This window comes from Streptococcus bouchesdurhonensis (genome assembly GCF_948472335.1).
Map to the genome: position 1 here is coordinate 50,666 of NZ_CAOKTW010000008.1, position 22,758 is coordinate 73,423.

Below are 22,758 nucleotides of genomic sequence, written 5' to 3' on the forward strand. Positions count from 1 at the left end.
GAGTTTAAACCGAAAAGGGGAATCAATGGCTCTATTTAGTAAAAAAGATAAGTATATTCGAATCAATCCCAATCGTTCGGTTAGGGAAAAACCTCAAGCTAAGCCAGAGGTTCCAGATGAATTATTTTCCCAGTGTCCAGGCTGTAAGCATACCATTTATCAGAAGGATCTGGGAAGTGAGCGTATCTGTCCGCACTGTAGCTATACCTTTCGTATTTCTGCCCAAGAACGCTTGGCTTTGATGATTGATATGGGAACCTTCAAGGAATTGTTTACAGGGATTGAAAGCAAGGATCCCTTGCATTTCCCTGGTTATCAAAAGAAACTAGCAACTATGCGTGAAAAAACAGGTCTGGATGAAGCCGTTGTGACAGGAACAGCTCTTATAAAAGGTCAGACTGTGGCTCTTGGGATTATGGATTCTAACTTTATCATGGCTTCTATGGGTACGGTTGTAGGTGAAAAAATCACTCGTTTGTTTGAGTATGCGACTGTCGAAAAATTGCCAGTTGTCCTATTCACAGCCTCTGGTGGAGCCCGTATGCAGGAAGGAATCATGAGTCTCATGCAGATGGCTAAGATCTCTGCGGCGGTTAAACGCCATTCAAATGCTGGTCTCTTTTACCTGACCATTTTGACAGATCCAACGACTGGTGGTGTGACAGCTTCTTTCGCTATGGAAGGCGATATCATTCTGGCTGAACCACAGAGCTTGGTTGGTTTTGCTGGGCGTCGTGTCATTGAAAATACGGTTCGTGAAAGCTTGCCTGAGGATTTCCAAAAGGCAGAATTCCTATTAGAACATGGCTTTGTGGATGCTATTGTCAAAAGAAGAGACTTACCAGATATGATTGCTAGCCTAGTCAGATTGCATGGAGGGAGTCCTAGATGAATATTGCAAAAATAGTCAGAGAAGCGCGTGAGCAGAGTCGCTTGACAACCTTGGACTTTGCGACAGGCATTTTTGATGAATTTATCCAATTACATGGTGACCGTTCTTTTCGTGATGATGGTGCAGTTGTTGGTGGTATTGGTTGGCTTGGAGACCAAGCTGTAACAGTGGTTGGTATTCAAAAAGGCAAGAGTTTGCAAGACAACCTCAAACGGAATTTTGGCCAACCACATCCAGAAGGCTACCGAAAGGCACTGCGGTTGATGAAACAGGCTGAGAAATTTGGCCGTCCAGTTGTGACCTTTATCAATACAGCAGGTGCTTATCCTGGTGTCGGAGCGGAAGAACGTGGACAGGGAGAAGCTATTGCTCGCAATCTCATGGAAATGAGTGACCTGAAAGTTCCTATTATTGCCATCATTATCGGTGAAGGTGGTTCAGGTGGGGCTCTGGCTCTAGCCGTTGCGGACCGTGTTTGGATGCTGGAAAATTCTATCTATGCTATTCTCAGTCCAGAAGGCTTTGCTTCCATTTTATGGAAGGACGGAACTCGTGCCATGGAAGCAGCAGAACTGATGAAAATCACTTCCCATGAACTGTTAGAAATGGACGTGGTGGACAAGGTGATTTCTGAAGCAGGACTTTCTAGTAAAGAACTGATTAAGAGTGTCAAGAAAGAACTTCAAGCTGAGCTGGCTAGACTTTCACAAAAACCGCTAGAAGAGTTGCTGGAAGAACGCTATCAACGATTTAGAAAATACTAATACCTCAGAATACGCAAAAACTAGAACTGGCAGTTAGTTCTAGTTTTTATGTGGTTCTTACTCTGTATCAAGGACGAAGTAAAAGGTGCTTGGAAGACCAAACACCTTTTCGATTATTCATTTTTTTCTGTTACAAACTGGCTGAGCAGTCCGTTGATAAAGCGGGCTGATTTTTGATCTGAAAAATTCTTAGCGAGTTCAATAGCTTCATTGACTGCTACCAGCTGAGGTGTATCAAATGATGTGATTTCAAAGATACCCAAGCGTAGTAAGTTTTTTTCGACCAAAGTCAAACGTTCAACTGTCCAGCCTGACTTGAGGTGCTGGTTGATTTGTGTATCCAACTCGTCTTTTTGTGCTTGAACACCAGAAACCAAATTTAGAAGAAAGGCTGGGATTTGCACATCTGCATCTTCACGGTCATGTGTGTAGGCAAAGCGACAAGCTGTTTCCATATCTGTGTCGAATTCAAGGCTCATAAGAGCTTGAAAAGCGCCTTTACGAAGTTCGCGTCTAGATTCTAATAATGGACTAGTCATTGAGGAAGTCCTCGTTAAATAGATCTTTCAACTCTGGTTTAGGTGTTTTGTCTGGAACAATTCCTGTAACATGGATATTGACAGCAGAAAGTTCCACATCAGCCATATCATGGACAGCATCTTTGACTGCTTTTTGAATAGCAATAGCTACTTTTGGTACTTTCACACCGTACTCAAGATAGAGATAGATGTCAGCAGTTAGCTCTTCATTGTTTTCTTTTAAGTAGACGCCGCGACCAAGAGAGAGTTTTGATAGGGTGTCAGATACGGATTTATTTGAAAATGAGTGGACACCATCAACTTTAGCAGTTGCGATGGCAATGATTTTTTCAAGTACACGTGGAGCGATAACGATTTCGCCAAATTGTTCTTCAATTCCCATAGAATGACCTCTTTCTAGAGATTAGGCACGAGAAACGTAAGTTCCTTCTGCAGTGTTGATGATCAATTTTTGTCCAGCTTCGATGAAGTCTGGAACGTTGACAACAAGTCCAGTTTCCATGGTTGCTGGTTTACCAGAACCTGTAACAGTAGCACCTTTGATAGATGGTTGTGTTTCAGCAACTGTCAATTCAACAGTAGTTGGTACAGTTACACCGATTACTTCAGTTCCGTAGAATTGGATTTTCACATCAGAGTTTTCAAGGATGTAAAGCAACTCATTTTCAACATTTACGACTGGTATTTCGTATTGGTCGTAAGTTTCAGTGTTCATGAAGTAGGCAGTTTCATCCATTTTGTACAAGTATTGAGCTGGAACAGTTTCGATAATAGCTTGTTCGAATTTTTCTTCTGGACGGTAGCTTGTATCAAATGTAGAACCAGTACGGACATCACGCAATTTCATACGCATGATTGTGTTCCCTTTACCTGGTTTGTGGTGGCTAGCTTCCAAAACGCGGATCAATTTTCCGTCTGCAGTTTCAAATGTCATACCAGCTTTCAATTTGCTTGCTTCAATCATGTTTTTACCTCTTTAATAAATATTATTACTCTTCATTTTACCATAAAATCTTCTGGAAATAAAGCCAAAATAGTTATTGGGAGATGGTAGGGGAGAAAAAACCAACCTCAAGGCTGGTTTCTTTTACATATTAATCTTCTTTCAACTTCGCCAATTCCTGTGCAAGTAGTTTAAGGGCAACTTGTGGGTTGGCTTGGCCTTTGGTTGCCTTCATAAGGAATCCTGTAAAGGCCTTGTCGGAGTTACGTTTGCCTGACTTGAAGTCGGCAACAGCAGCTTCGTTATCGGCAAAGACTTGGTGGATGATTGGGATCAAGATAGCTGGATCTGAAATTTGAACCATACCTGCTTTTTCCACGTATTCACGCGCGCCACCGCCATTTTTAGCTAGATGGACAAAGACTTTCTTGGCAATCTTAGATGAAATAGTACCGTCTTCGATGATGGCAATCATTTCAACCAAGTTTTCTGGTGTCAATTCGATTTGTTCCAGTGTTTTACCTTCAGCATTCAAGAACTGAGCGACTTCCCCTTGGAGCCAGTTAGAGACTTGTTTGGCATCACCACCTAGGGCAACAGCTTTTTCAAAGAAGTCAGAAGTGACTTTATTAGCAGTCAACTGACTAGCATCGTAGTCTGATAAACCAAGGTCAGATACATAACGCGCACGACGTTCTTTTGGAAACTCTGGTAACTCTGTACGCATTTCTTCGATCCACTCGTCTGAAATTTCAAAGAGGGGTAGGTCTGGTTCTGGGAAGTAGCGGTAGTCTGCAGCACCTTCCTTGACACGCATGAGGATGGTTGCCTTGTTGGCTTCATCGTAACGGCGTGTTTCCTGGCGGATTTGACCACCTGAACGAAGGATTTCGGCTTGACGTTGAACTTCGTATTCAAGACCTTTGCGAACGTTTGAGAAGGAGTTGAGGTTTTTCAACTCAGTTTTGGTACCGAATTTTTCTTGACCATAAGGGCGAAGGGAGATGTTGGCATCCACACGCATAGAACCCTCTTCCATCTTAACGTCAGAAATGCCAGCGTACTGGATAACTTCCTTGAGGGCTGTTAGATAAGCGTAGGCTTCCTCTGGGGAACGCATGTCGGCTTCAGATACAATCTCAATCAAGGGTACCCCTTGGCGGTTGAGGTCAACGTAAGAGTAGCCATCTGTACCGTGGGTGTTTTTACCAGCGTCTTCCTCTAGGTGGGCACGTTCGATACCGATTTTCTTAGTCGTACCGTCTTCAAGCTCCACTTCAATCCAACCGTTATAACCGATTGGCTCATCAAACTGAGAAATTTGGTAGGCCTTTGGATTATCAGGGTAGAAGTAGTTTTTGCGGTCAAAGTGCATCTTTTTATGGATGTCCATGTTGAGGGCAAGAGCAGCCTTGATACCGGCATCGACAACACCTTTGTTGAGAACCGGCAGAACTCCTGGGAAAGACCAGTCAATCACGTTAGTGTTGGCGTTTTGGTCATTTCCAAAGTGGGCAGAAGTAGGTGAGAAGATTTTTGAATTGGTGTTGAGCTCTACGTGGACTTCAAGTCCGATGACTGTTTCAAAGTTCATTAGTTGTCACCTCCAAAAATCACGGGTTGTTGTTTGTGGTAGTCTGTTGTTGCTTCAAAAGCAGCAGCAGCTTGGTAAATAGTTTCCTCAGAGTACTTAGGACCAATCAATTGCAGACCAACAGGTAGACCTTGAGAGAATCCAGCAGGAATCGAAATCCCTGGAAGACCTGCCAAGTTGACTGGTATTGTCAAAAGGTCAGCTAAGTACATAGCAACTGGGTCATGGTTGAGAGAATCCAAGTCATAGGCAACACTTGGAGCAGTTGGGCCCAAAATCAAGTCGTAATTTGCGAAGACTTTTTCGAAATCTTGGATGATAAGGGTACGGACCTGTCCAGCCTTCTTATAGTAGGCATCGTAGTAACCTGATGAAAGGCTGAAAGTACCTAGCATGATACGGCGTTTCACTTCTTCACCAAAACCTTGGCTACGGCTGTTTACATAGATTTCATCAAGGTTGATTGCATCTTCTGCGCGGTAGCCGTAACGGATACCGTCAAAGCGTTGCAAGTTTGATGAAGCTTCTGATGAAGCGATGATGTAGTAAACGGCAACACCGTATTTAGAGTGAGGAAGGCTGACTTCTTCGACGGTAGCGCCCAATTTTTCAAAGTGCTTAGCAGCATTCAGAATAGTTTCCTTAACCTCTGGGTCAATTCCTTCACCTAGGTATTCCTTAGGTAAAGCAATTTTCATGCCCTTGATGTCTTGACCAATTTTTGAAGTAAAGTCGGCAATGCGGACAGGGGCAGAAGTAGAGTCTTTGGAATCTTCGCTGGCAATCGCGTTGAGCAAGAGGGCATTCTCCTTAACTGTCGGTGCGAAAGGACCAATCTGGTCTAATGAGCTACCAAAGGCAATGAGACCGAAACGTGAAACTGTTCCGTAGGTTGGTTTGAGACCAACGATTCCGTTGAAGGCAGCAGGTTGGCGGATGGAACCACCAGTATCAGAACCAAGTGACAAGCGAACTTGTCCTGAGGCTACAGCTGCGGCAGAACCACTTGATGACCCACCAGGAACCTTGCTGTGGTCCCAAGCGTTTTTAGTTGCTCCGTAGTGTGAAGTTTCACCTGAACCACCCATAGCAAATTCGTCCATGTTGGTCTTTCCAACGACAATCATGCCCTTGGTTTTTGCATTGGCAACAGCTGTCGCATCAAAGATTGGCTCATAGTTGTAGAGCATTTTTGAGGCAGCAGTTGTGAGAATACCGTCTGTAGAGATGTTATCCTTAACAGCAAGTGGAATTCCTGAAAGGACATTGTCAGCATCAATTCCAGCTTCATCAATGGCTTTAGCTTGAACAAGAGCTTGCTCCTCAGCGATGGTGACAAATGAATTGAGGGCTTCCTCACGAGACTTGATATTTTCAAGTGTTGCTTGGGTCAATTCTGTTGCAGAAATTTCCTTAGAGACAAGGAGATTGTGCAACTCTTCAATAGTTTTATCGTTAAAAGTCATTAGGCATCTCCTCCATCGTCTAGGATAGCTGGCACCTTGATATAGTAGTTGTCTTTTTCAGGTACGTTTTTAAACAAGCGATCACGGTCTGTTCCTTCTTCGGTCACATCAGGGCGGAGTACAGTCTTGCGGTCAGCCATAGTCGTAGTAGGTGCGACACCAGTTGTGTCAACTTCGCCCAGCAATTCAACCATGTCAACAATCTTAGACAAGGTGGTCGCAAAGGCAGCAGTTTCTTCTTCAGAGAATCTTAATTTTGAAAGATTGGCAACGTGTGTTACCTCTTCTTGCGTAATTTTCATCTTGCATCCTTTCGTGAAATGATGATTTTTAGTCTGTTCTATTTTACCATATTTTCCTATAAATAAGGGAGGGGGAAGTGAAAAGAAATAGAAATTGAAAAAAATGCTAAAATCCGATATAATGAAGTGTTGAAAGGAATGGTAAAATCCAATGTAAAAATCATTCTTAGCTATTGAAACAAGAAAAATAGAGAATCAAAGAAAGAGAACTTATGAATATTCAAGAAGAAATTAAGAAACGTCGTACCTTTGCCATCATCTCTCACCCAGACGCGGGGAAAACAACCATCACTGAGCAGTTGCTCTACTTTGGGGGCGAGATTCGTGAGGCTGGTACCGTAAAAGGAAAGAAAACAGGGACTTTTGCCAAGTCTGACTGGATGGATATCGAGAAGCAACGTGGGATTTCGGTTACTTCATCTGTGATGCAGTTTGACTACGATGGCAAGCGCGTGAATATCCTTGACACACCAGGGCATGAGGATTTCTCAGAAGATACCTATCGTACCTTGATGGCGGTGGATGCTGCGGTCATGGTCGTGGACTCTGCCAAGGGTATCGAGGCGCAGACAAAGAAATTGTTTGAAGTTGTCAAACACCGTGGTATTCCAGTCTTTACCTTTATGAACAAGCTAGACCGTGACGGTCGTGAGCCACTGGACCTCTTGCAAGAATTGGAAGAAGTCTTGGGTATTGCGAGCTATCCGATGAACTGGCCAATCGGGATGGGGAAAGCTTTTGAAGGGCTCTATGACCTCTATAACCAACGCTTGGAGCTCTATAAGGGGGATGAGCGTTTTGCCAGTTTAGAAGATGGGGACAAGCTTTTTAGCAGCAATCCTTTCTACGAGCAGGTAAAAGATGATATTGAACTTTTAAATGAAGCTGGAAATGAGTTTTCAGAGGAAGCTATCCTTGCTGGAGAATTGACACCTGTCTTCTTCGGTTCGGCTTTGACAAATTTTGGTGTGCAGACCTTCCTTGAGACTTTCCTTAAGTTTGCTCCAGAACCACATGGACACAAGAAAACAGATGGCGAAATTGTGGATCCTTACGACAAGGATTTTTCAGGATTTGTCTTTAAAATCCAAGCCAATATGGACCCTCGTCACCGTGACCGCATTGCCTTTGTCCGTATCGTATCTGGTGAATTTGAGCGCGGTATGAGTGTTAACCTGCCTCGTACTGGTAAGGGGGCTAAACTGTCGAATGTGACTCAGTTTATGGCGGAAAGTCGTGAGAATGTAACCAATGCCGTGGCAGGTGATATCATCGGGGTTTACGATACAGGTACTTATCAGGTTGGTGACACTTTGACAGTTGGAAAAAACAAGTTTGAGTTTGAACCGCTGCCAACCTTTACTCCTGAAATTTTCATGAAAGTATCTGCTAAGAACGTTATGAAACAAAAATCTTTCCACAAGGGAATCGAGCAATTGGTGCAAGAAGGAGCTATTCAGCTTTATAAGAATTACCAAACAGGCGAGTACATGCTGGGAGCTGTTGGTCAACTTCAGTTTGAAGTCTTTAAGCACCGTATGGAAGGCGAGTACAATGCAGAAGTAGTCATGAGCCCAATGGGTAAAAAGACCGTTCGTTGGATTAAACCTGAGGACTTGGATGAACGCATGTCATCAAGCCGCAATATCTTGGCTAAAGACCGTTTCGACCAATCAGTCTTTCTCTTTGAAAATGACTTTGCTCTCCGTTGGTTTGCGGACAAGTATCCAGATGTAGAGTTGGAAGAAAGATGTGACTCAGTACCAACAATTGGAACTAAAGTTCCTAATTGTTGGACGCTAGTCGCTATTTGGCGAACTAGCTAATTGCCTCACTAACTGAGTTTTACAAATGGAATTGATTTGTAAAACTCAGTGTCGTAGTTCAGTAAATTTATTTGATTGTGTAACAATCTAAGTAACTAACGAGTCTGGGACAAAAGTCTAACCTTAAATATAAAAAGCGAACAAAACAAGTTATCTGACACTCAGAATTCTGTTTTGTTTGCTTTTTTGTCTAATCTATCGATTTTAAAAACTTATAATAAAGAATTCATAAAATCAAAATCTTTTTGTCCCAGACTCTAGGCGCTCCACTAGTAAAGTTTTACGAATAATATCGATTCGTAAAACTTTACGTCGTAACTGGTAGTGAGCGGTCTAGCTAACTGCCTCACTAACTACGTTTGGCAAATAGAATCGATTGGTCAAACTACGTGTCGTAGTATAACAATCGGCTTACCTAAACGCTTCACTAGGAAAAATCCACGAATAATATTGATTCGTGGATTTTTCCGTTGTAGCAGAAAGTAGGTAGCCTAGCTAACTGCCTTACTAACTACGTTTGGCAAATGAAATCGATTTGTAAAACTCCGTGTCGTAATGTAAAAATTGTAAACCGTAATGAGACTTCATCTAAAATCTCCACTGGTATGGTTTTACGAACGAATAGGCGAAAATAATGCTTACGTAGAAACATATGATGGGAATAAAAAGAAATAAGATAAAGAGTGAAAGAAGAGAAAAAAGCGATTGTCTTAAGTGCAGATAATGCTTATATGGATAAAGTTGAAACAACAATAAAATCTCTTTGTGTTCATCATTATAATCTTAAGTTTTATGTTTTTAATGATGACCTTCCGCGAGAATGGTTCCAATTGATGGAAAAAAGACTAGAGACTTTGAATAGTGAGATTGTGAATGTTTAGATTGACAGTAGTATTCTGAAAGGTTATCGTCTCCCCTTTGCGGGACTTTCATATGCGGCTTTTTTAGGTATTTTATTCCAAAGTATGTAAGCGAGTCTCGTGTACTGTATTTGGATTTAGATATTGTTGTAAGAAAATCGATAGATGAGCTGTGGGATTTGGACTTGACGGCTATACCCTTAGCTGCAGTTAGAGATGATTTTTATACACATAATTTTAATTCTGGTGTTCTGTTAATCAACAATGGTATGTGGAGAGCAGAAAATGTCACGCAAGACCTGATTTAAGACACAAATAAAAAATCTTCCAATTCTCTGTTTCCGTGTCTGAAGGTTTCTTTGCCTTTCTGTTGATAGACTAGTAGCAGACGATTGATTTGTCTTTCAGAAAGATTAAGTTCGACACAGGCTTGTTTCTTTGTTTTCTTTCCTTGGGCAATAGCTGTTATAGTCATTTAGTTTTAAAAAGCGTTCCAAACATTCAAAAATAGTTGGGACTTCCCTTAATAAATCTGTTACTTTCTTTTTCAAGATAGCCCAAGCTTGCTCAATAGGATTCGAATCTGGTGAATAAGGCGGTAGAGGTAAGAAAAAGTGTTTATCTTGGATGCAGAGTTCATCCAAAATGTTCTTGGGATCAAAACTAGCATTGTCCATGATAATAACATGAGGTGTCTTCAAAGCAGGCAGGAGTTGCGTTTTGAACCACTCCACAAAGAAATCGCTTGTCCTGCTGTTCTTGTAAATCATGGGAGCTATAAACTCTCCGTCTACTTGTCCTGCAACAATTGAAGTTCGCTCAAAACGACGTCCGCTAATCTTTTCATAGACTTTCTCCCCTCTAGGAGCCCCTGCATAAGGACGATAGAGATAGCGGTCGATTCCTGTTTCATCAATATATACGATTGGTAAATCGTTTAGGTTATCCAAAATATCAAGAAACTCAGCGACTTTCTCTGGGTCTTGTTCCTTAAAGCTCGTCATCTTTTTTTAAAAGTGACCTTCATCTGCTTTAAAGCTGCCCATACTGAAGGGATAGCACAATCAAAATGTGCCGCAATTTCCCGTAAAAAAGCATCTGGATGAGCCTCTACAAAGGATTTCAATTCCTCTAAAGGAATCTTTCGGTTTTTGACGACTCGCTTTTTCCTCTCTAAGTGTCCTTGTTCACGTAAGTTCTTTTCCCACGTGAAGAGAGTTCTGACGCCGACATCAAAAACCTTGGCTGCCTCGACATGGCTGTTCCCCTCTTTGATGTAATCTAATGCTCGCTGTTTAAAATCTGTACTATATGCCATAGCTTTATTATAACATGCTTGTTTGAAACTAAGCAACTATATCACAAGATATTTTTTCGTTTCATTCATATTCAGTTGGATACTTTTCATACGACTATTTTATCAAATGGGACATTTTCACGTTCGAATGAAAGCTCTTCTAGGCATAAGAAAACACCTCTGTGTTATACTTGTTGTTCAATCACAAACACAAGAAAGGCACAGAGATGAAAAACCATTATACTACAAAAGCCAAACGTTTGACAATCGATAGCCGTCGTTTAATCGAACGATGGAAAAAGGAAGGGAAATCAAATAGAGAAATCGCCTCTTTACTTGGAAAAGCTCCTCAAACTATCCATACTGAAATCAAGCGTGGGACAGTCCGACAATGTCTTGGAAAAGGACGCTTTAAAGAGGTTTATTATGCTGACTATGCTCAACAGTCTTATGAAAATAATCGCAAGCGCTCGGTCAAGAAATCAAGATTGAACAAGGAGCTGAAGGAAAAGATTCTCCACTATCATAACCAAAAATTTTCGCCTGAAAGGAAAAGCGCTTAAGAAACAAGCTAGCACCAATTTTAAACCCCCTGGTCAATCTATCGAACAGCGTCCTGAATCTATCAATCTGCGATTGGAGAATGGGCATTATGAGATTGATACGGTTCTGCTTACAAGGGTGAAAAATTATTGTTTACTGGTCTTAACTGATCGAAGGACTAGGCATCAAATTATCCGATTGATTCCAAATAAAAGTGCTGAGGCGGTCAATCAGGCTTTAAAACTCATCTTAAAACAACATCAAATTCTTTCCATCACGGCAGATAATGGTACAGAATTTAACCGCTTGTCTGATGTATTTTCTGAGGAACATATCTATTATGCGCACCCCTACGCCTCTTGGGAAAGGGGAACTAATGAGAATCACAACAGGCTCATTCGGAGATGGTTACCTAAGGGAACTAAGAAAACGACTCCCAAAGAAGTCGCATTCATCTAAAATTGGATTAATAACTATCCTAAAAAATGCTTGAACTACAAATCACCCAGAGAAGACTTCTTCATGGCTAACTTGAACTTGAAATTTGGCCTCCTTGTCTGATTTGTCTGACTAGTGCAAGCTGGTCGGATTTGTGGTAAAATAGATAAGATATGACAAAAGAATTTCATCATGTAACGGTCTTACTCCACGAAACGATTGATATGCTTGACGTAAAGCCCGACGGTATCTACGTTGATGCGACTTTGGGTGGAGCAGGCCATAGCGAGTATTTATTAAGTAAATTAAGTGAAAAAGGCCATCTCTATGCCTTTGACCAGGACCAGAATGCCATTGACAATGCGCAAAAACGCTTGGCACCTTACATTGAGAAGGGAATGGTGACCTTTATCAAGGATAACTTCCGTCATTTACAGGCACGTTTGCGCGAAGCTGGTGTTCAGGAAATTGATGGAATTTGTTATGACTTGGGAGTGTCTAGTCCTCAATTGGACCAGCGTGAGCGTGGTTTTTCTTATAAAAAGGATGCGCCACTGGACATGCGGATGAATCAGGATGCTAGCCTGACAGCCTATGAAGTGGTGAACCACTATGACTATCATGACTTGGTTCGTATTTTCTTCAAGTATGGAGAGGACAAATTCTCTAAACAGATTGCGCGTAAGATTGAACAAGCACGTGAAGTTAAGCCAATCGAGACTACGACTGAATTGGCAGAAATTATCAAGTCGGCCAAACCTGCCAAGGAACTCAAGAAGAAGGGCCATCCTGCTAAGCAGATTTTCCAGGCTATTCGAATTGAAGTCAATGATGAACTGGGAGCGGCAGATGAGTCCATCCAGCAATCTATGGATATGTTGACTCTGGATGGTAGAATTTCAGTGATTACCTTTCATTCCTTGGAAGACCGCTTGACCAAGCAATTGTTTAAGGAAGCTTCAACAGTTGAAGTTCCAAAAGGTTTGCCTTTCATCCCAGATGATCTCAAGCCCAAGATGGAATTGGTATCCCGTAAGCCAATCTTGCCAAGTGCAGAAGAATTAGAAGCCAATAACCGCTCGCACTCAGCCAAGTTGCGCGTAGCCAGAAAAATTCACAAGTAAGAGGAAAAATGATGGCAGAAAGAATGGAAAAAACAGGTCAAATACTACAGATGCAACTTAAACGGTTTTCGCGTGTGGAAAAAGCTTTTTACTTTTCCATTGCTGTAACCACTCTTATTGTAGCCATTAGTATTATTTTTATGCAGACCAAGCTCTTGCAAGTGCAGAATGATTTGACAAAAATCAATGCGCAGATAGAGGAAAAGAAGACCGAATTGGACGATGCCAAGCAAGAGGTCAATGAACTATTACGTGCAGAACGTTTGAAAGAAATTGCCAATTCACACGATTTGCAATTAAACAATGAAAATATTCGAATAGCGGAGTAAGATATGAAGTGGACAAAAAAAGTAATCCGTTATGCGACCAAAAATCGGAAATCGCTTACTGAAAACAGACGCAGAGTTGGAAAAAGTCTGAGTTTATTATCTGTCTTTGTTTTTGCCGTTTTTTTAGTCAATTTTGCGGTCATTATTGGGACGGGCACTCGCTTTGGAACAGATTTAGCGAGGGAAGCTAAGAAGGTTCATCAAACCACCCGTACAGTTCCTGCCAAACGTGGGACTATTTATGACCGAAATGGAGTCCCTATTGCTGAGGATGCGACATCTTATAATGTCTATGCGGTTATTGATGAGAACTATAAGTCAGCAACGGGTAAGATTCTTTACGTAGAAAAAACACAATTTAACAAGGTTGCAGAGGTCTTTCATAAGTATCTGGACATGGAAGAATCTTATGTAAGAGAGCAACTCTCGCAACCTAATCTCAAGCAAGTTTCTTTTGGAGCAAAGGGAATGGGATTACCTATGCCAATATGATGACTATCAAAAAAGAGTTGGAAACTGCAGAGGTCAAGGGGATTGATTTTACAACCAGTCCCAATCGTAGTTACCCAAACGGACAATTTGCTTCTAGTTTTATCGGATTAGCTCAGCTACATGAAAATGAAGATGGAAGCAAGAGCTTGCTGGGAACCTCTGGAATGGAGAGTTCCTTGAACAGTATTCTTGCAGGGACAGACGGCATTATTACCTATGAAAAGGATCGTCTGGGTAATATTGTACCTGGAACAGAACAAGTTTCCCAACAAACGGTAGATGGCAAGGATGTTTATACAACCATTTCCAGCCCTCTCCAGTCCTTTATGGAAACCCAGATGGATGCTTTTCAAGAGAAGGTAAAAGGAAAGTACATGACAGCGACTTTGGTCAGTGCTAAAACAGGGGAAATTCTGGCAACAACGCAACGACCAACCTTTGATGCCGATACTAAGGAAGGAATCACTAAGGACTTTGTCTGGCGTGATATTCTTTATCAAAGTAACTATGAGCCAGGTTCCACTATGAAAGTGATGATGTTGGCTGCTGCTATTGATAATAATACCTTTCCAGGAGGAGAAGTCTTTAATAGTAGTGAGTTAAAAATTGCAGATGCCACGATTCGAGATTGGGACGTTAATGAAGGATTGACTGGTGGCAGAATGATGACTTTTTCTCAAGGTTTTGCACACTCAAGTAACGTTGGGATGACCCTCCTTGAGCAAAAGATGGGAGATGCTACCTGGCTTGATTATCTTAATCGTTTTAAATTTGGTGTTCCGACCCGTTTCGGTTTGACGGATGAGTATGCTGGTCAGCTTCCTGCGGATAATATTGTCAACATTGCGCAAAGCTCATTTGGACAAGGGATTTCAGTGACCCAGACGCAAATGATTCGTGCCTTTACAGCCATTGCTAATGACGGTGTCATGCTGGAACCTAAATTTATTAGTGCCATTTATGATCCAAATGATCAAACTGCTCGGAAATCTCAAAAAGAAATTGTGGGAAATCCTGTTTCTAAAGATGCAGCTAGTCTAACTCGGACTAACATGGTTTTGGTAGGGACGGATGCGGTTTATGGAACCATGTATAACCACAGCACAGGCAAGCCAACTGTAACTGTTCCTGGGCAAAATGTAGCCCTCAAGTCTGGTACGGCTCAGATTGCTGACGAGAAAAATGGTGGTTATCTAGTTGGGTTAACCAACTATATTTTCTCGGCTGTATCGATGAATCCTACTGAAAATCCTGATTTTATCTTGTATGTGACGGTCCAACAACCTGAACATTATTCAGGTATCCAGTTGGGAGAATTTGCCAATCCTATCTTGGAGCGGGCTTCAGCTATGAAAGACTCTCTCAATCTTCAAACAACAGCTAAAGCTTTGGAGCAAGTAAGTCAACAAAGTCCTTATCATATGCCTAGTGTCAAGGATATTTCACCTGGTGATTTAGCAGAAGAATTGCGTCGCAATCTTGTACAACCTATTGTTGTGGGAACAGGAACGAAGATTAAAAACAGTTCTGCTGAAGAAGGGAAGAATCTTGCCCCAAATCAGCAAGTCCTGATCTTATCTGATAAAGCAGAGGAAGTTCCAGACATGTATGGTTGGACAAAGGAGACTGCTGAGACCTTTGCTAAGTGGCTCAATATAGAACTTGCATTTGAAGGTTCGGGCTCTACTGTGCAGAAGCAAGATGTTCGAGCTAACACAGCTATCAAGGATATTAAAAAAATTACATTAACTTTAGGAGACTAATATGTTTATTTCCATCAGTGCTGGAATTGTGACATTTTTACTAACTGTAGTAGGATCCATTACCTTTATCCAATTTTATAGAAAGGCGCAAATTACAGGCCAGCAGATGCATGAGGATGTCAAACAGCATCAGGCAAAAGCTGGGACTCCTACAATGGGAGGTTTGGTTTTCTTAATTACTTCTGTTTTGCTTGCTTTCTTTTTCGCCCTATTTAGTAGCCAATTCAGCAATAATGTGGGAATGATTTTGTTCATCTTGGTCTTGTATGGCTTGGTCGGATTTTTAGATGACTTTCTCAAGGTTTTTCGCAAAATCAATGAGGGGCTGAATCCTAAGCAAAAATTGGCTCTTCAGCTTCTAGGTGGAGTTATCTTCTATCTTTTCTATGAGCGTGGGGGCGATATGCTTTCAGTCTTTGGTTACCAAGTGCATCTGGGGATTTTCTATATTTTCTTCGCCCTTTTCTGGCTAGTCGGTTTTTCAAATGCAGTCAACTTGACAGACGGTATTGACGGTCTAGCTAGTATTTCCGTTGTGATTAGTTTGTCTGCCTATGGAGTTATTGCCTATGTGCAAGGTCAGATGGACATCCTTCTAGTGATTCTTGCTATGATTGGTGGTTTGCTCGGTTTCTTCATCTTTAACCATAAGCCTGCCAAGGTCTTTATGGGTGATGTGGGAAGTTTGGCTTTAGGTGGAATGCTGGCAGCGATTTCTATGGCTCTCCACCAAGAATGGACTCTCTTGATTATCGGAATTGTGTATGTTTTTGAAACAACTTCGGTCATGATGCAAGTCAGCTATTTTAAACTGACAGGTGGTAAACGTATTTTCCGTATGACGCCTGTCCATCACCATTTTGAGCTTGGAGGATTGTCTGGTAAAGGAAATCCTTGGAGCGAGTGGAAGGTTGACTTCTTCTTTTGGGGAATTGGGCTTCTAGCAAGTCTCCTGACCCTTGCAATTTTGTATTTGATGTAAGAATGGCACCCTGATGTTTCAGGGTGTTTTTGCTTTTTAAAAAATATTGGTCAATTAAAGTCAAAATCCTTGACCTTTTCTGACTAATGTAGTATATTATGAACGTAAGGTAAATGAAAGCCTTACTAGAACACTTGTTTAAAGTAAAATAGAAAGAGGTGGGGTCTATGTTTCATCTAGAAATCTTCAGAAGTAAAGATAGTCTACTCCTGCTTGAAAAAGAAAAACCAGAAATAGTACCTAGAGTGGCAATCTAGCTAGTCTAAATTTTTTAAAACAAAGGTCAAAGATAGTCAATATCAGTAATAATAAATAACAAAAAGAGGTAAAGAATATGAATAACAACTTTAATAATTTTAACAACATGGATGATTTATTTAACCAATTGATGGGTGGTATGCGAGGATACAGTTCTGAAAATCGTCGTTACTTGATTAATGGACGTGAAGTGACACCTGAGGAATTTGCTCACTATCGTGCGACTGGTCAATTACCAGGAAATGCAGAAGCTGATGTACAAATGCCACAACAGGCTTCAGGTATGAAACAAGATGGTGTCCTTGCTAAACTAGGTCGTAACTTGACAGCAGAAGCGCGTGAGGGCAAGTTGGATCCTGTTATCGGACGAAACAAGGAAATTCAAGAAACATCTGAAATTCTTTCACGTCGTACCAAGAACAATCCTGTTTTGGTCGGAGATGCAGGTGTTGGTAAGACAGCAGTTGTCGAAGGCTTAGCGCAAGCCATTGTGAACGGTGATGTCCCAGCTGCTATCAAGAATAAGGAAATTATTTCAATTGACATCTCTGGTCTTGAGGCTGGTACTCAATACCGTGGTAGTTTTGAAGAAAACGTTCAAAACCTAGTCAATGAAGTGAAAGAAGCAGGGAATATTATTCTCTTCTTTGATGAAATTCACCAAATCCTCGGTGCAGGTAGCACTGGTGGAGACAGTGGTTCTAAAGGGCTTGCAGACATTCTTAAGCCAGCTCTCTCTCGTGGAGAATTGACAGTGATTGGGGCAACGACTCAAGATGAATACCGTAACACTATCTTGAAGAATGCAGCTCTTGCTCGTCGGTTCAACGAAGTCAAGGTCAATGCTCCTTCAGCAGAGGATACATATAAAATTCTTCAAGGAATTCGTGACCTCTATCAGCAACACCACAATGTCATCTTGCCAGACGAAGTTTTGAAAGCAGCGGTGGATTATTCTGTACAATACATTCCTCAACGTAGCTTGCCAGATAAGGCTATTGATCTTGTCGATGTAACGGCGGCTCACTTGGCAGCTCAGTATCCTGTAACAGATGTGCATGCTGTTGAACGTGAAATTGAGGTAGAAAAAGACAAGCAAGAAAAAGCTGTTGAGGCAGAAGATTTTGAAGCAGCTCTAAACTATAAAACACGCATTGCAGAATTGGAAAAGAAAATCGAAAATCACACAGAAGATATGAAAGTGACTGCAAGTGTCAACGATGTGGCTGAATCTGTAGAGCGAATGACGGGTATCCCAGTGTCACAAATGGGAGCGTCAGATATCGAACGTTTGAAAGATATGGCTCATCGTCTACAAGACAAGGTAATCGGTCAAGATAAGGCAGTTGAAGCTGTAGCTCGTGCTATCCGTCGTAACCGTGCTGGTTTTGATGAAGGTAATCGCCCAATCGGTAGCTTCCTCTTTGTAGGACCAACTGGGGTTGGTAAGACAGAGCTTGCTAAACAATTGGCGCTTGATATGTTTGGAACGAAAGATGCTATCATCCGTTTGGACATGTCAGAATACAGCGACCGCACAGCCGTATCTAAATTGATTGGTACAACTGCAGGTTATGTGGGTTATGATGACAATAGCAATACCTTAACAGAACGTGTTCGTCGCAATCCATACTCTATCATTCTCTTGGATGAAATTGAAAAGGCTGACCCTCAAGTTATTACCCTTCTCCTCCAAGTTCTAGATGATGGTCGTTTGACAGATGGTCAAGGAAATACAGTAAACTTCAAGAACACTGTCATTATTGCGACCTCAAATGCTGGATTTGGCTATGAAGCCAACTTGACAGAAGATGCGGATAAACCAGAATTGATGGACCGTTTGAACCCCTTCTTCCGTCCAGAATTCCTCAACCGCTTTAATGCAGTCATCGAGTTCTCACACTTGACTAAGGAAGACCTTTCTAAGATTGTAGATTTGATGTTGGCTGAAGTTAACCAAACCTTGGCTAAGAAAGACATTGACTTGGTAGTCAGTCAAGCGGCTAAAGATTATATCACAGAAGAAGGTTACGACGAAGTCATGGGGGTTCGTCCTCTCCGTCGCGTGGTTGAACAAGAAATTCGTGATAAGGTGACAGACTTCCACTTAGATCATTTAGATGCTAAACATCTGGAAGCAGATATGGAAGATGGCGTTTTGGTTATTCGTGAGAAAGCCTAAGATAGAATTTTGAGGATAAAAAAGAAGGAGCCAGCTGAAAAAAACTGGTTCCTTTTGAGGTACGACGGGCATGTCGTGTAGTAGAGGTGTACTATTCTAGTTTCAGTCTACTATAGTAGCTCAGAAGTCGGTACTTAAACGTGCTATATCAAAACCAGTCCTGGAAAAACGTGGACTGGTTTCGTGTTTGGATTATTACCTTGAACGACATGCGTTAAAAGTTAGTTGAACCGCCGTATGCCGAACGGCACGTGCGGTGGTGTGAGAGGGGCTAGAGATTATCCCCTACTCGATTTTAAATCACATGACGTTCAAAGGCATCATCTGAAATCCCTTGTTCCAAGATGAGTTTTGCCCATTCTTTAGCAGAGAAGAGGCTGTGGTCCTTGTAGTTTCCGCAAGATTCGATGGTTGTCCCTGGGACATCTTCCCAAGTAGTAGTTTCAGCGATTTCCTTGAGCGAATCCTTGATAACAGCTGCGATTTTAGCACTGGCGTGACGTCCCCACATAATCATGTGGAAGCCTGTGCGGCAACCAAATGGTGAACAGTCAATCATGCCGTCAATGCGGGTACGGATGAGTTTGGCTAAGAGGTGCTCGATAGTGTGAAGGCTTAAGCAGTAGGGATCGAGTCTTCATTGGGTTGCACTAAACGAATATCATAATTGGAGATGACATCTCCCTTTGGCCCTGTTTCTTCCCCAATCAAGCGAACATAGGGTGCTTTGACAATGGTGTGGTCAAGTTCAAAACTTTCGACAATAACTTCTTTTGACATGGTAAATCCTTTCAGTTTTCTTCTCTCATTATATCATAAAGGTTGCTCCTGAGACAGAGAGAAAACCTCTCCGAGGCTGGAGAGGTTGAAATCTTTACTTACGATATAAGCGGTCGTATTGGTAGTATGGGTCAAAGGTTACGTTGATACCCAGTTTACGAAGGACATTCTTGTCTTCATCAGTCAAGATGATGGTTGAGTGGGCTTCGCTTCCTTTGAGGTTGCCGAGTTCTTCCATAGCGCGGGCAGCATCAGGATTTTCTGTAGCTGTGATAGCAAGTGCAATCAGGATTTCATTTGAATGAAGGCGTGGATTGTGGCTACCGAGATGATCGATTTTAAGACCTTGGATTGGCTTAACAACTTCAGGCTCGATTAGTTTTACTTCTTTAGCGATGTCAGCTGATTTTTTGATGGCGTTGATCAAGGCAGCGGCTGTAGGGCCAAAGAGTTCTGAGTTCTTACCAGTGACGATTTCCCCATTTGGCAATTCAAAGGCTAGGGCTGGTCCACCAGTTTCTTCTGCTTTTTGGCGCGCAACGACAGCAACCTTACGGTCTGCAGGTGTGATACCGAGGTCGTTCATGAGCAACTCAATTTTCTTGACGGCAGCTTCGCCAACTTTTTCAGCTTTGAAGTCAAGAACTGTTTGATAGTAACGGCGGATGATTTCTTGTTTAAGCTTCGACAGCAGCCTCGTCATCTGTAATAGCGAAACCAACCATGTTGACACCCATATCTGTCGGTGAAGCGTATGGTGATTTTCCGAGAATACGTTCCAACATGCGCTTGAGCACTGGGAAGATTTCGATATCACGGTTGTAGTTGACAGTGGTTTCTCCATAGGTTTGAAGATGGAAAGGGTCAATCATGTTGACATCATCAAGGTCAGCTGTGGCAGCTTCATAAGCCAAGTTAACTGGGTGATGAAGGGGAAGATTCCAAACAGGGAAGGTTTCAAATTTAGCGTAGCCAGACTTGATGCCATTGATTTGGTCGTGGTACATATTGGACATACACGTTGCCAATTTTCCAGAACCGGGTCCAGGAGCGGTTACGACAATCAAGTTGCGACTGGTTTTGATGTAGTCGTTTTTGCCCATGCCTTCTGGGGAAATGATGTGATCCATATCCGTCGGATATCCTTTGATTGGATAATGAAGATAAGAATCAATTCCGTTTTTCTCAAGTTGGTTGCGGAAGGCATCTGCAGCGGGTTGGCCAGCGTATTGTGTAATGACAACGGAGCCGACAAAAATCCCTAATTCATTGAATTTGTCAATCAAACGAAGAACTTCTTGGTCATAAGAAATGCCTAAGTCGCCACGTGCTTTGGAATGTTCAATGTTGCTAGCATTAATGGCAATCACAACCTCAACCTGCTCTTTCAATTCTTGCAAGAGCTTGATTTTGTTGTCAGGTTCATAACCAGGAAGGACACGAGCAGCGTGGAAATCTTCTAACATTTTACCGCCAAATTCTAAGTAGAGTTTGCCGTCAAATTGGTTAATGCGTTCCAAAATATGGTCGCGTTGTAAATTCAAATATCGTTCAGAACTAAAAGCTTGTTTTTTCATTTTTTTACCTCTGACCTCTATTATAATAAAAAATTGGAAGTTAGGAAACTACGGAGTTAAAAAAGGAATCAAAAAGATTAGGCGAACGCTTGCATAAAAATCTGAAAAGCGCTATCATAGACTATAGATTATTAAAATAATGAGGTAAGAAGATGCAAGAAAAATGGTGGCACAATGCCGTAGTTTATCAAGTTTATCCAAAGAGTTTCATGGACAGCAACGGAGATGGAATTGGCGATTTGCCAGGAATTACCAGTAAGTTAGACTATCTAGCCAAGCTAGGGATTACAGCGATTTGGCTTTCTCCCGTTTATGACAGCCCTATGGATGATAATGGCTACGATATTGCTGATTATCAAGCGATTGCAACGATTTTTGGAACCATGGAGGATATGGATCAACTGATTGCGGAAGCTAAGAAGCGTGATATTCGTATCATCATGGACTTGGTGGTCAATCATACCTCGGATGAACATGCTTGGTTTGTAGAGGCCTGTGAAAATCCCAATAGCCCTGAGCGAGACTACTATATCTGGCGCGATGAACCCAATGACCTAGATTCTATCTTTAGTGGGTCTGCTTGGGAATACGATGAAAAGTCAGGTAATACTATCTCCACTTTTTCAGTAAGAAACAGCCGGATCTCAACTGGGAAAATGAAAAACTTCGCCAGAAAATTTATGATATGATGGACTTCTGGATTGATAAAGGTATTGGTGGTTTCCGTATGGATGTTATTGACATGATTGGCAAAATTCCTGACGAGAAGGTAGTCAATAATGGTCCTATGCTTCACCCCTATCTCAAGGAAATGAATCAGGCCACCTTTGGAGCTAAGAATCTCTTGACAGTAGGGGAAACCTGGGGAGCAACGCCAGAGATTGCCAAGCTCTACTCTGACCCAAAGGGGCAAGAATTGTCTATGGTCTTCCATTTTGAACATATCGGTCTTCAGTATCAGGAAGGTCAGCCTAAATGGCACTATCAAAAAGAGCTGAATATCGCTAAGTTAAAAGAAATCTTCAACAAATGGCAGACAGAGTTAGGAGTTGAGGACGGCTGAATTCCCTCTTCTGGAACAACCATGACCTCCCTCGTATTGTCTCAATCTGGGGAAATGACCAAGAATACCGCGAAAAATCTGCCAAAGCCTTTGCAATCTTGCTTCATATTATGAGAGGAACTCCTTATATCTACCAAGGTGAGGAGATTGGGATGACCAACTATCCGTTTGAAACGCTGGATCAAGTAGAAGATATTGAATCCCTCAATTATGCGCGTGAAGCTCTTGAAAAAGGTGTTTCGCTGGAAGAAATCATGGACAGTATACGTGTCATTGGACGTGACAATGCCCGTACCCCTATGCAATGGGACGAGAGCAAAAACGCTGGTTTCTCAACAGGTCAACCTTGGTTGGCAGTGAATCCAAACTATCAAGCAATCAACGTTCAAGAAGCGCTGGCAAATCCAGATTCTATTTTCTATACTTATCAGAACTTGGTCCAAATCCGTAAGGAGAACAGCTGGCTGATTCGAGCTGACTTTGAATTGCTTGATACGGCTGATAAGGTCTTCGCCTATATCCGTAAAGATGGCGACCGTCGTTTCCTAGTTGTGGCTAACTTGTCCAATGAAGAGCAAGTCTTTGTAGTAGAAGGAAATGTCAAATCTGTCTTGATTGAAAACACCCTAGCTCAAGAAGTCTTTGAAAAACAAATCTTAGCTCCATGGGATGCTTTCTGTGTGGAATTACTATAAATATTTTTTACAGAAAAATTTAAAATTGAAATCGCATAAAAACAAGGGA

14 protein-coding genes and 8 pseudogenes are annotated in these 22,758 nt (G+C 41.8%); 12 read left to right on the top strand and 10 right to left on the bottom strand.

Annotation, left to right across the window (positions count from 1 at the left end; all coding sequences use genetic code 11):
- Positions 1-25: 25 nt before the first annotated feature.
- Complete coding sequence (accD, locus tag QMQ21_RS13045; RefSeq protein WP_023933131.1) at positions 26-892, top strand: acetyl-CoA carboxylase, carboxyltransferase subunit beta; 867 nt, start codon at positions 26-28, stop codon at positions 890-892.
- Positions 889-1,656: an acetyl-CoA carboxylase carboxyl transferase subunit alpha gene (locus tag QMQ21_RS13050; protein WP_001017397.1), complete on the top strand. Its 768-nt coding sequence runs from the start codon at positions 889-891 to the stop codon at positions 1,654-1,656. The genes accD and QMQ21_RS13050 overlap by 4 nt, the downstream gene beginning before the upstream one ends.
- Before the next feature lie 113 nt (positions 1,657-1,769).
- Here the strand turns inward: QMQ21_RS13050 and nusB are convergent, their stop codons facing one another.
- From nusB to gatC, 6 genes are all read right to left on the bottom strand, one after another.
- A complete protein-coding gene (gene nusB / locus QMQ21_RS13055; protein ID WP_000203649.1) occupies positions 1,770-2,195 on the bottom strand; it encodes a transcription antitermination factor NusB in 426 nt (141 codons plus the stop codon).
- On the bottom strand, positions 2,188-2,577 hold the full coding sequence (locus tag QMQ21_RS13060) for an Asp23/Gls24 family envelope stress response protein (protein ID WP_000510572.1): 390 nt from the start codon (positions 2,575-2,577) through the stop codon (positions 2,188-2,190). The genes nusB and QMQ21_RS13060 overlap by 8 nt, the downstream gene beginning before the upstream one ends.
- 21 nt (positions 2,578-2,598) lie before the next feature.
- The gene (gene efp, locus QMQ21_RS13065) at positions 2,599-3,159 is read right to left on the bottom strand and encodes an elongation factor P (protein ID WP_000568643.1); all 561 of its coding nucleotides are present in this window, start codon (positions 3,157-3,159) and stop codon (positions 2,599-2,601) included.
- 130 nt (positions 3,160-3,289) lie between these two features.
- Positions 3,290-4,732 (bottom strand): Asp-tRNA(Asn)/Glu-tRNA(Gln) amidotransferase subunit GatB, encoded by a 1,443-nt coding sequence (gene gatB / locus QMQ21_RS13070; protein ID WP_023936344.1) that lies wholly within the window; start codon positions 4,730-4,732, stop codon positions 3,290-3,292.
- Positions 4,732-6,198 (bottom strand): Asp-tRNA(Asn)/Glu-tRNA(Gln) amidotransferase subunit GatA, encoded by a 1,467-nt coding sequence (gene gatA / locus QMQ21_RS13075; protein ID WP_023936346.1) that lies wholly within the window; start codon positions 6,196-6,198, stop codon positions 4,732-4,734. Before gatA ends, gatB begins: the two co-directional genes overlap by 1 nt.
- Positions 6,198-6,500, bottom strand: coding sequence for an Asp-tRNA(Asn)/Glu-tRNA(Gln) amidotransferase subunit GatC (gene gatC, locus QMQ21_RS13080; RefSeq protein ID WP_023936348.1), 303 nt, complete (start codon positions 6,498-6,500; stop codon positions 6,198-6,200). The genes gatA and gatC overlap by 1 nt, the downstream gene beginning before the upstream one ends.
- Positions 6,501-6,712: 212 nt before the next feature.
- Here gatC and QMQ21_RS13085 point away from each other — a divergent pair.
- The 3 genes and pseudogenes from QMQ21_RS13085 to QMQ21_RS13095 all read left to right on the top strand — a co-directional run.
- A pseudogene (locus QMQ21_RS13085) lies at positions 6,713-8,251 on the top strand (peptide chain release factor 3); the annotation flags it as partial.
- A gap of 758 nt (positions 8,252-9,009) precedes the next feature.
- A complete protein-coding gene (locus QMQ21_RS13090) occupies positions 9,010-9,207 on the top strand; it encodes a glycosyltransferase family protein (RefSeq protein WP_031233590.1) in 198 nt (65 codons plus the stop codon).
- A gap of 110 nt (positions 9,208-9,317) precedes the next feature.
- Positions 9,318-9,494, top strand: a complete 177-nt coding sequence (locus QMQ21_RS13095) for a glycosyltransferase (RefSeq protein WP_001816247.1) — start codon at positions 9,318-9,320, stop codon at positions 9,492-9,494.
- 26 nt (positions 9,495-9,520) lie between these two features.
- Here the strand turns inward: QMQ21_RS13095 and QMQ21_RS13100 are convergent.
- Both QMQ21_RS13100 and QMQ21_RS13105 read right to left on the bottom strand, forming a co-directional pair.
- Positions 9,521-9,661 (bottom strand): annotated as a pseudogene (locus tag QMQ21_RS13100) (helix-turn-helix domain-containing protein); the annotation flags it as partial.
- A 4-nt stretch (positions 9,662-9,665) separates the two neighbouring features.
- Positions 9,666-10,504, bottom strand: a pseudogene (locus QMQ21_RS13105) (IS630 family transposase); the annotation flags it as partial.
- Positions 10,505-10,710: 206 nt separating this feature from the next.
- On the opposite strand from QMQ21_RS13105, the pseudogene QMQ21_RS13110 reads away from it, so the two are divergent.
- The 6 genes and pseudogenes from QMQ21_RS13110 (at position 10,711) to QMQ21_RS13135 (ending at position 18,594) form a co-directional block, all read left to right on the top strand.
- Positions 10,711-11,587 (top strand): annotated as a pseudogene (locus QMQ21_RS13110) (IS30 family transposase).
- A 50-nt stretch (positions 11,588-11,637) separates the two neighbouring features.
- Positions 11,638-12,588 (top strand): 16S rRNA (cytosine(1402)-N(4))-methyltransferase RsmH, encoded by a 951-nt coding sequence (gene rsmH, locus QMQ21_RS13115; protein WP_023936497.1) that lies wholly within the window; start codon positions 11,638-11,640, stop codon positions 12,586-12,588.
- An 11-nt stretch (positions 12,589-12,599) separates the two neighbouring features.
- Positions 12,600-12,917 carry a cell division protein FtsL gene (gene ftsL / locus QMQ21_RS13120; RefSeq protein ID WP_000840840.1) on the top strand — a complete coding sequence of 106 codons (318 nt, stop codon included), beginning with the start codon at positions 12,600-12,602 and terminating at the stop codon, positions 12,915-12,917.
- A gap of 3 nt (positions 12,918-12,920) precedes the next feature.
- A pseudogene (pbp2X, locus tag QMQ21_RS13125) lies at positions 12,921-15,172 on the top strand (penicillin-binding protein PBP2X).
- A 1-nt stretch (position 15,173) separates the two neighbouring features.
- Positions 15,174-16,154 (top strand): phospho-N-acetylmuramoyl-pentapeptide-transferase, encoded by a 981-nt coding sequence (gene mraY, locus QMQ21_RS13130; protein WP_261814590.1) that lies wholly within the window; start codon positions 15,174-15,176, stop codon positions 16,152-16,154.
- 334 nt (positions 16,155-16,488) lie between these two features.
- A complete protein-coding gene (locus QMQ21_RS13135; RefSeq protein WP_138700694.1) occupies positions 16,489-18,594 on the top strand; it encodes an ATP-dependent Clp protease ATP-binding subunit in 2,106 nt (701 codons plus the stop codon).
- Positions 18,595-18,889: 295 nt separating this feature from the next.
- Here the strand turns inward: QMQ21_RS13135 and QMQ21_RS13140 are convergent.
- Positions 18,890-19,374 (bottom strand): annotated as a pseudogene (locus QMQ21_RS13140) (S-ribosylhomocysteine lyase).
- Positions 19,375-19,468: 94 nt separating this feature from the next.
- A pseudogene (locus QMQ21_RS13145) lies at positions 19,469-20,951 on the bottom strand (DUF1846 domain-containing protein).
- Between the two features lie 152 nt (positions 20,952-21,103).
- Between QMQ21_RS13145 and QMQ21_RS13150 the strand changes: the two are divergent.
- Positions 21,104-22,709: pseudogene (locus QMQ21_RS13150) on the top strand (glycoside hydrolase family 13 protein).
- Positions 22,710-22,758 lie beyond the last annotated feature (49 nt).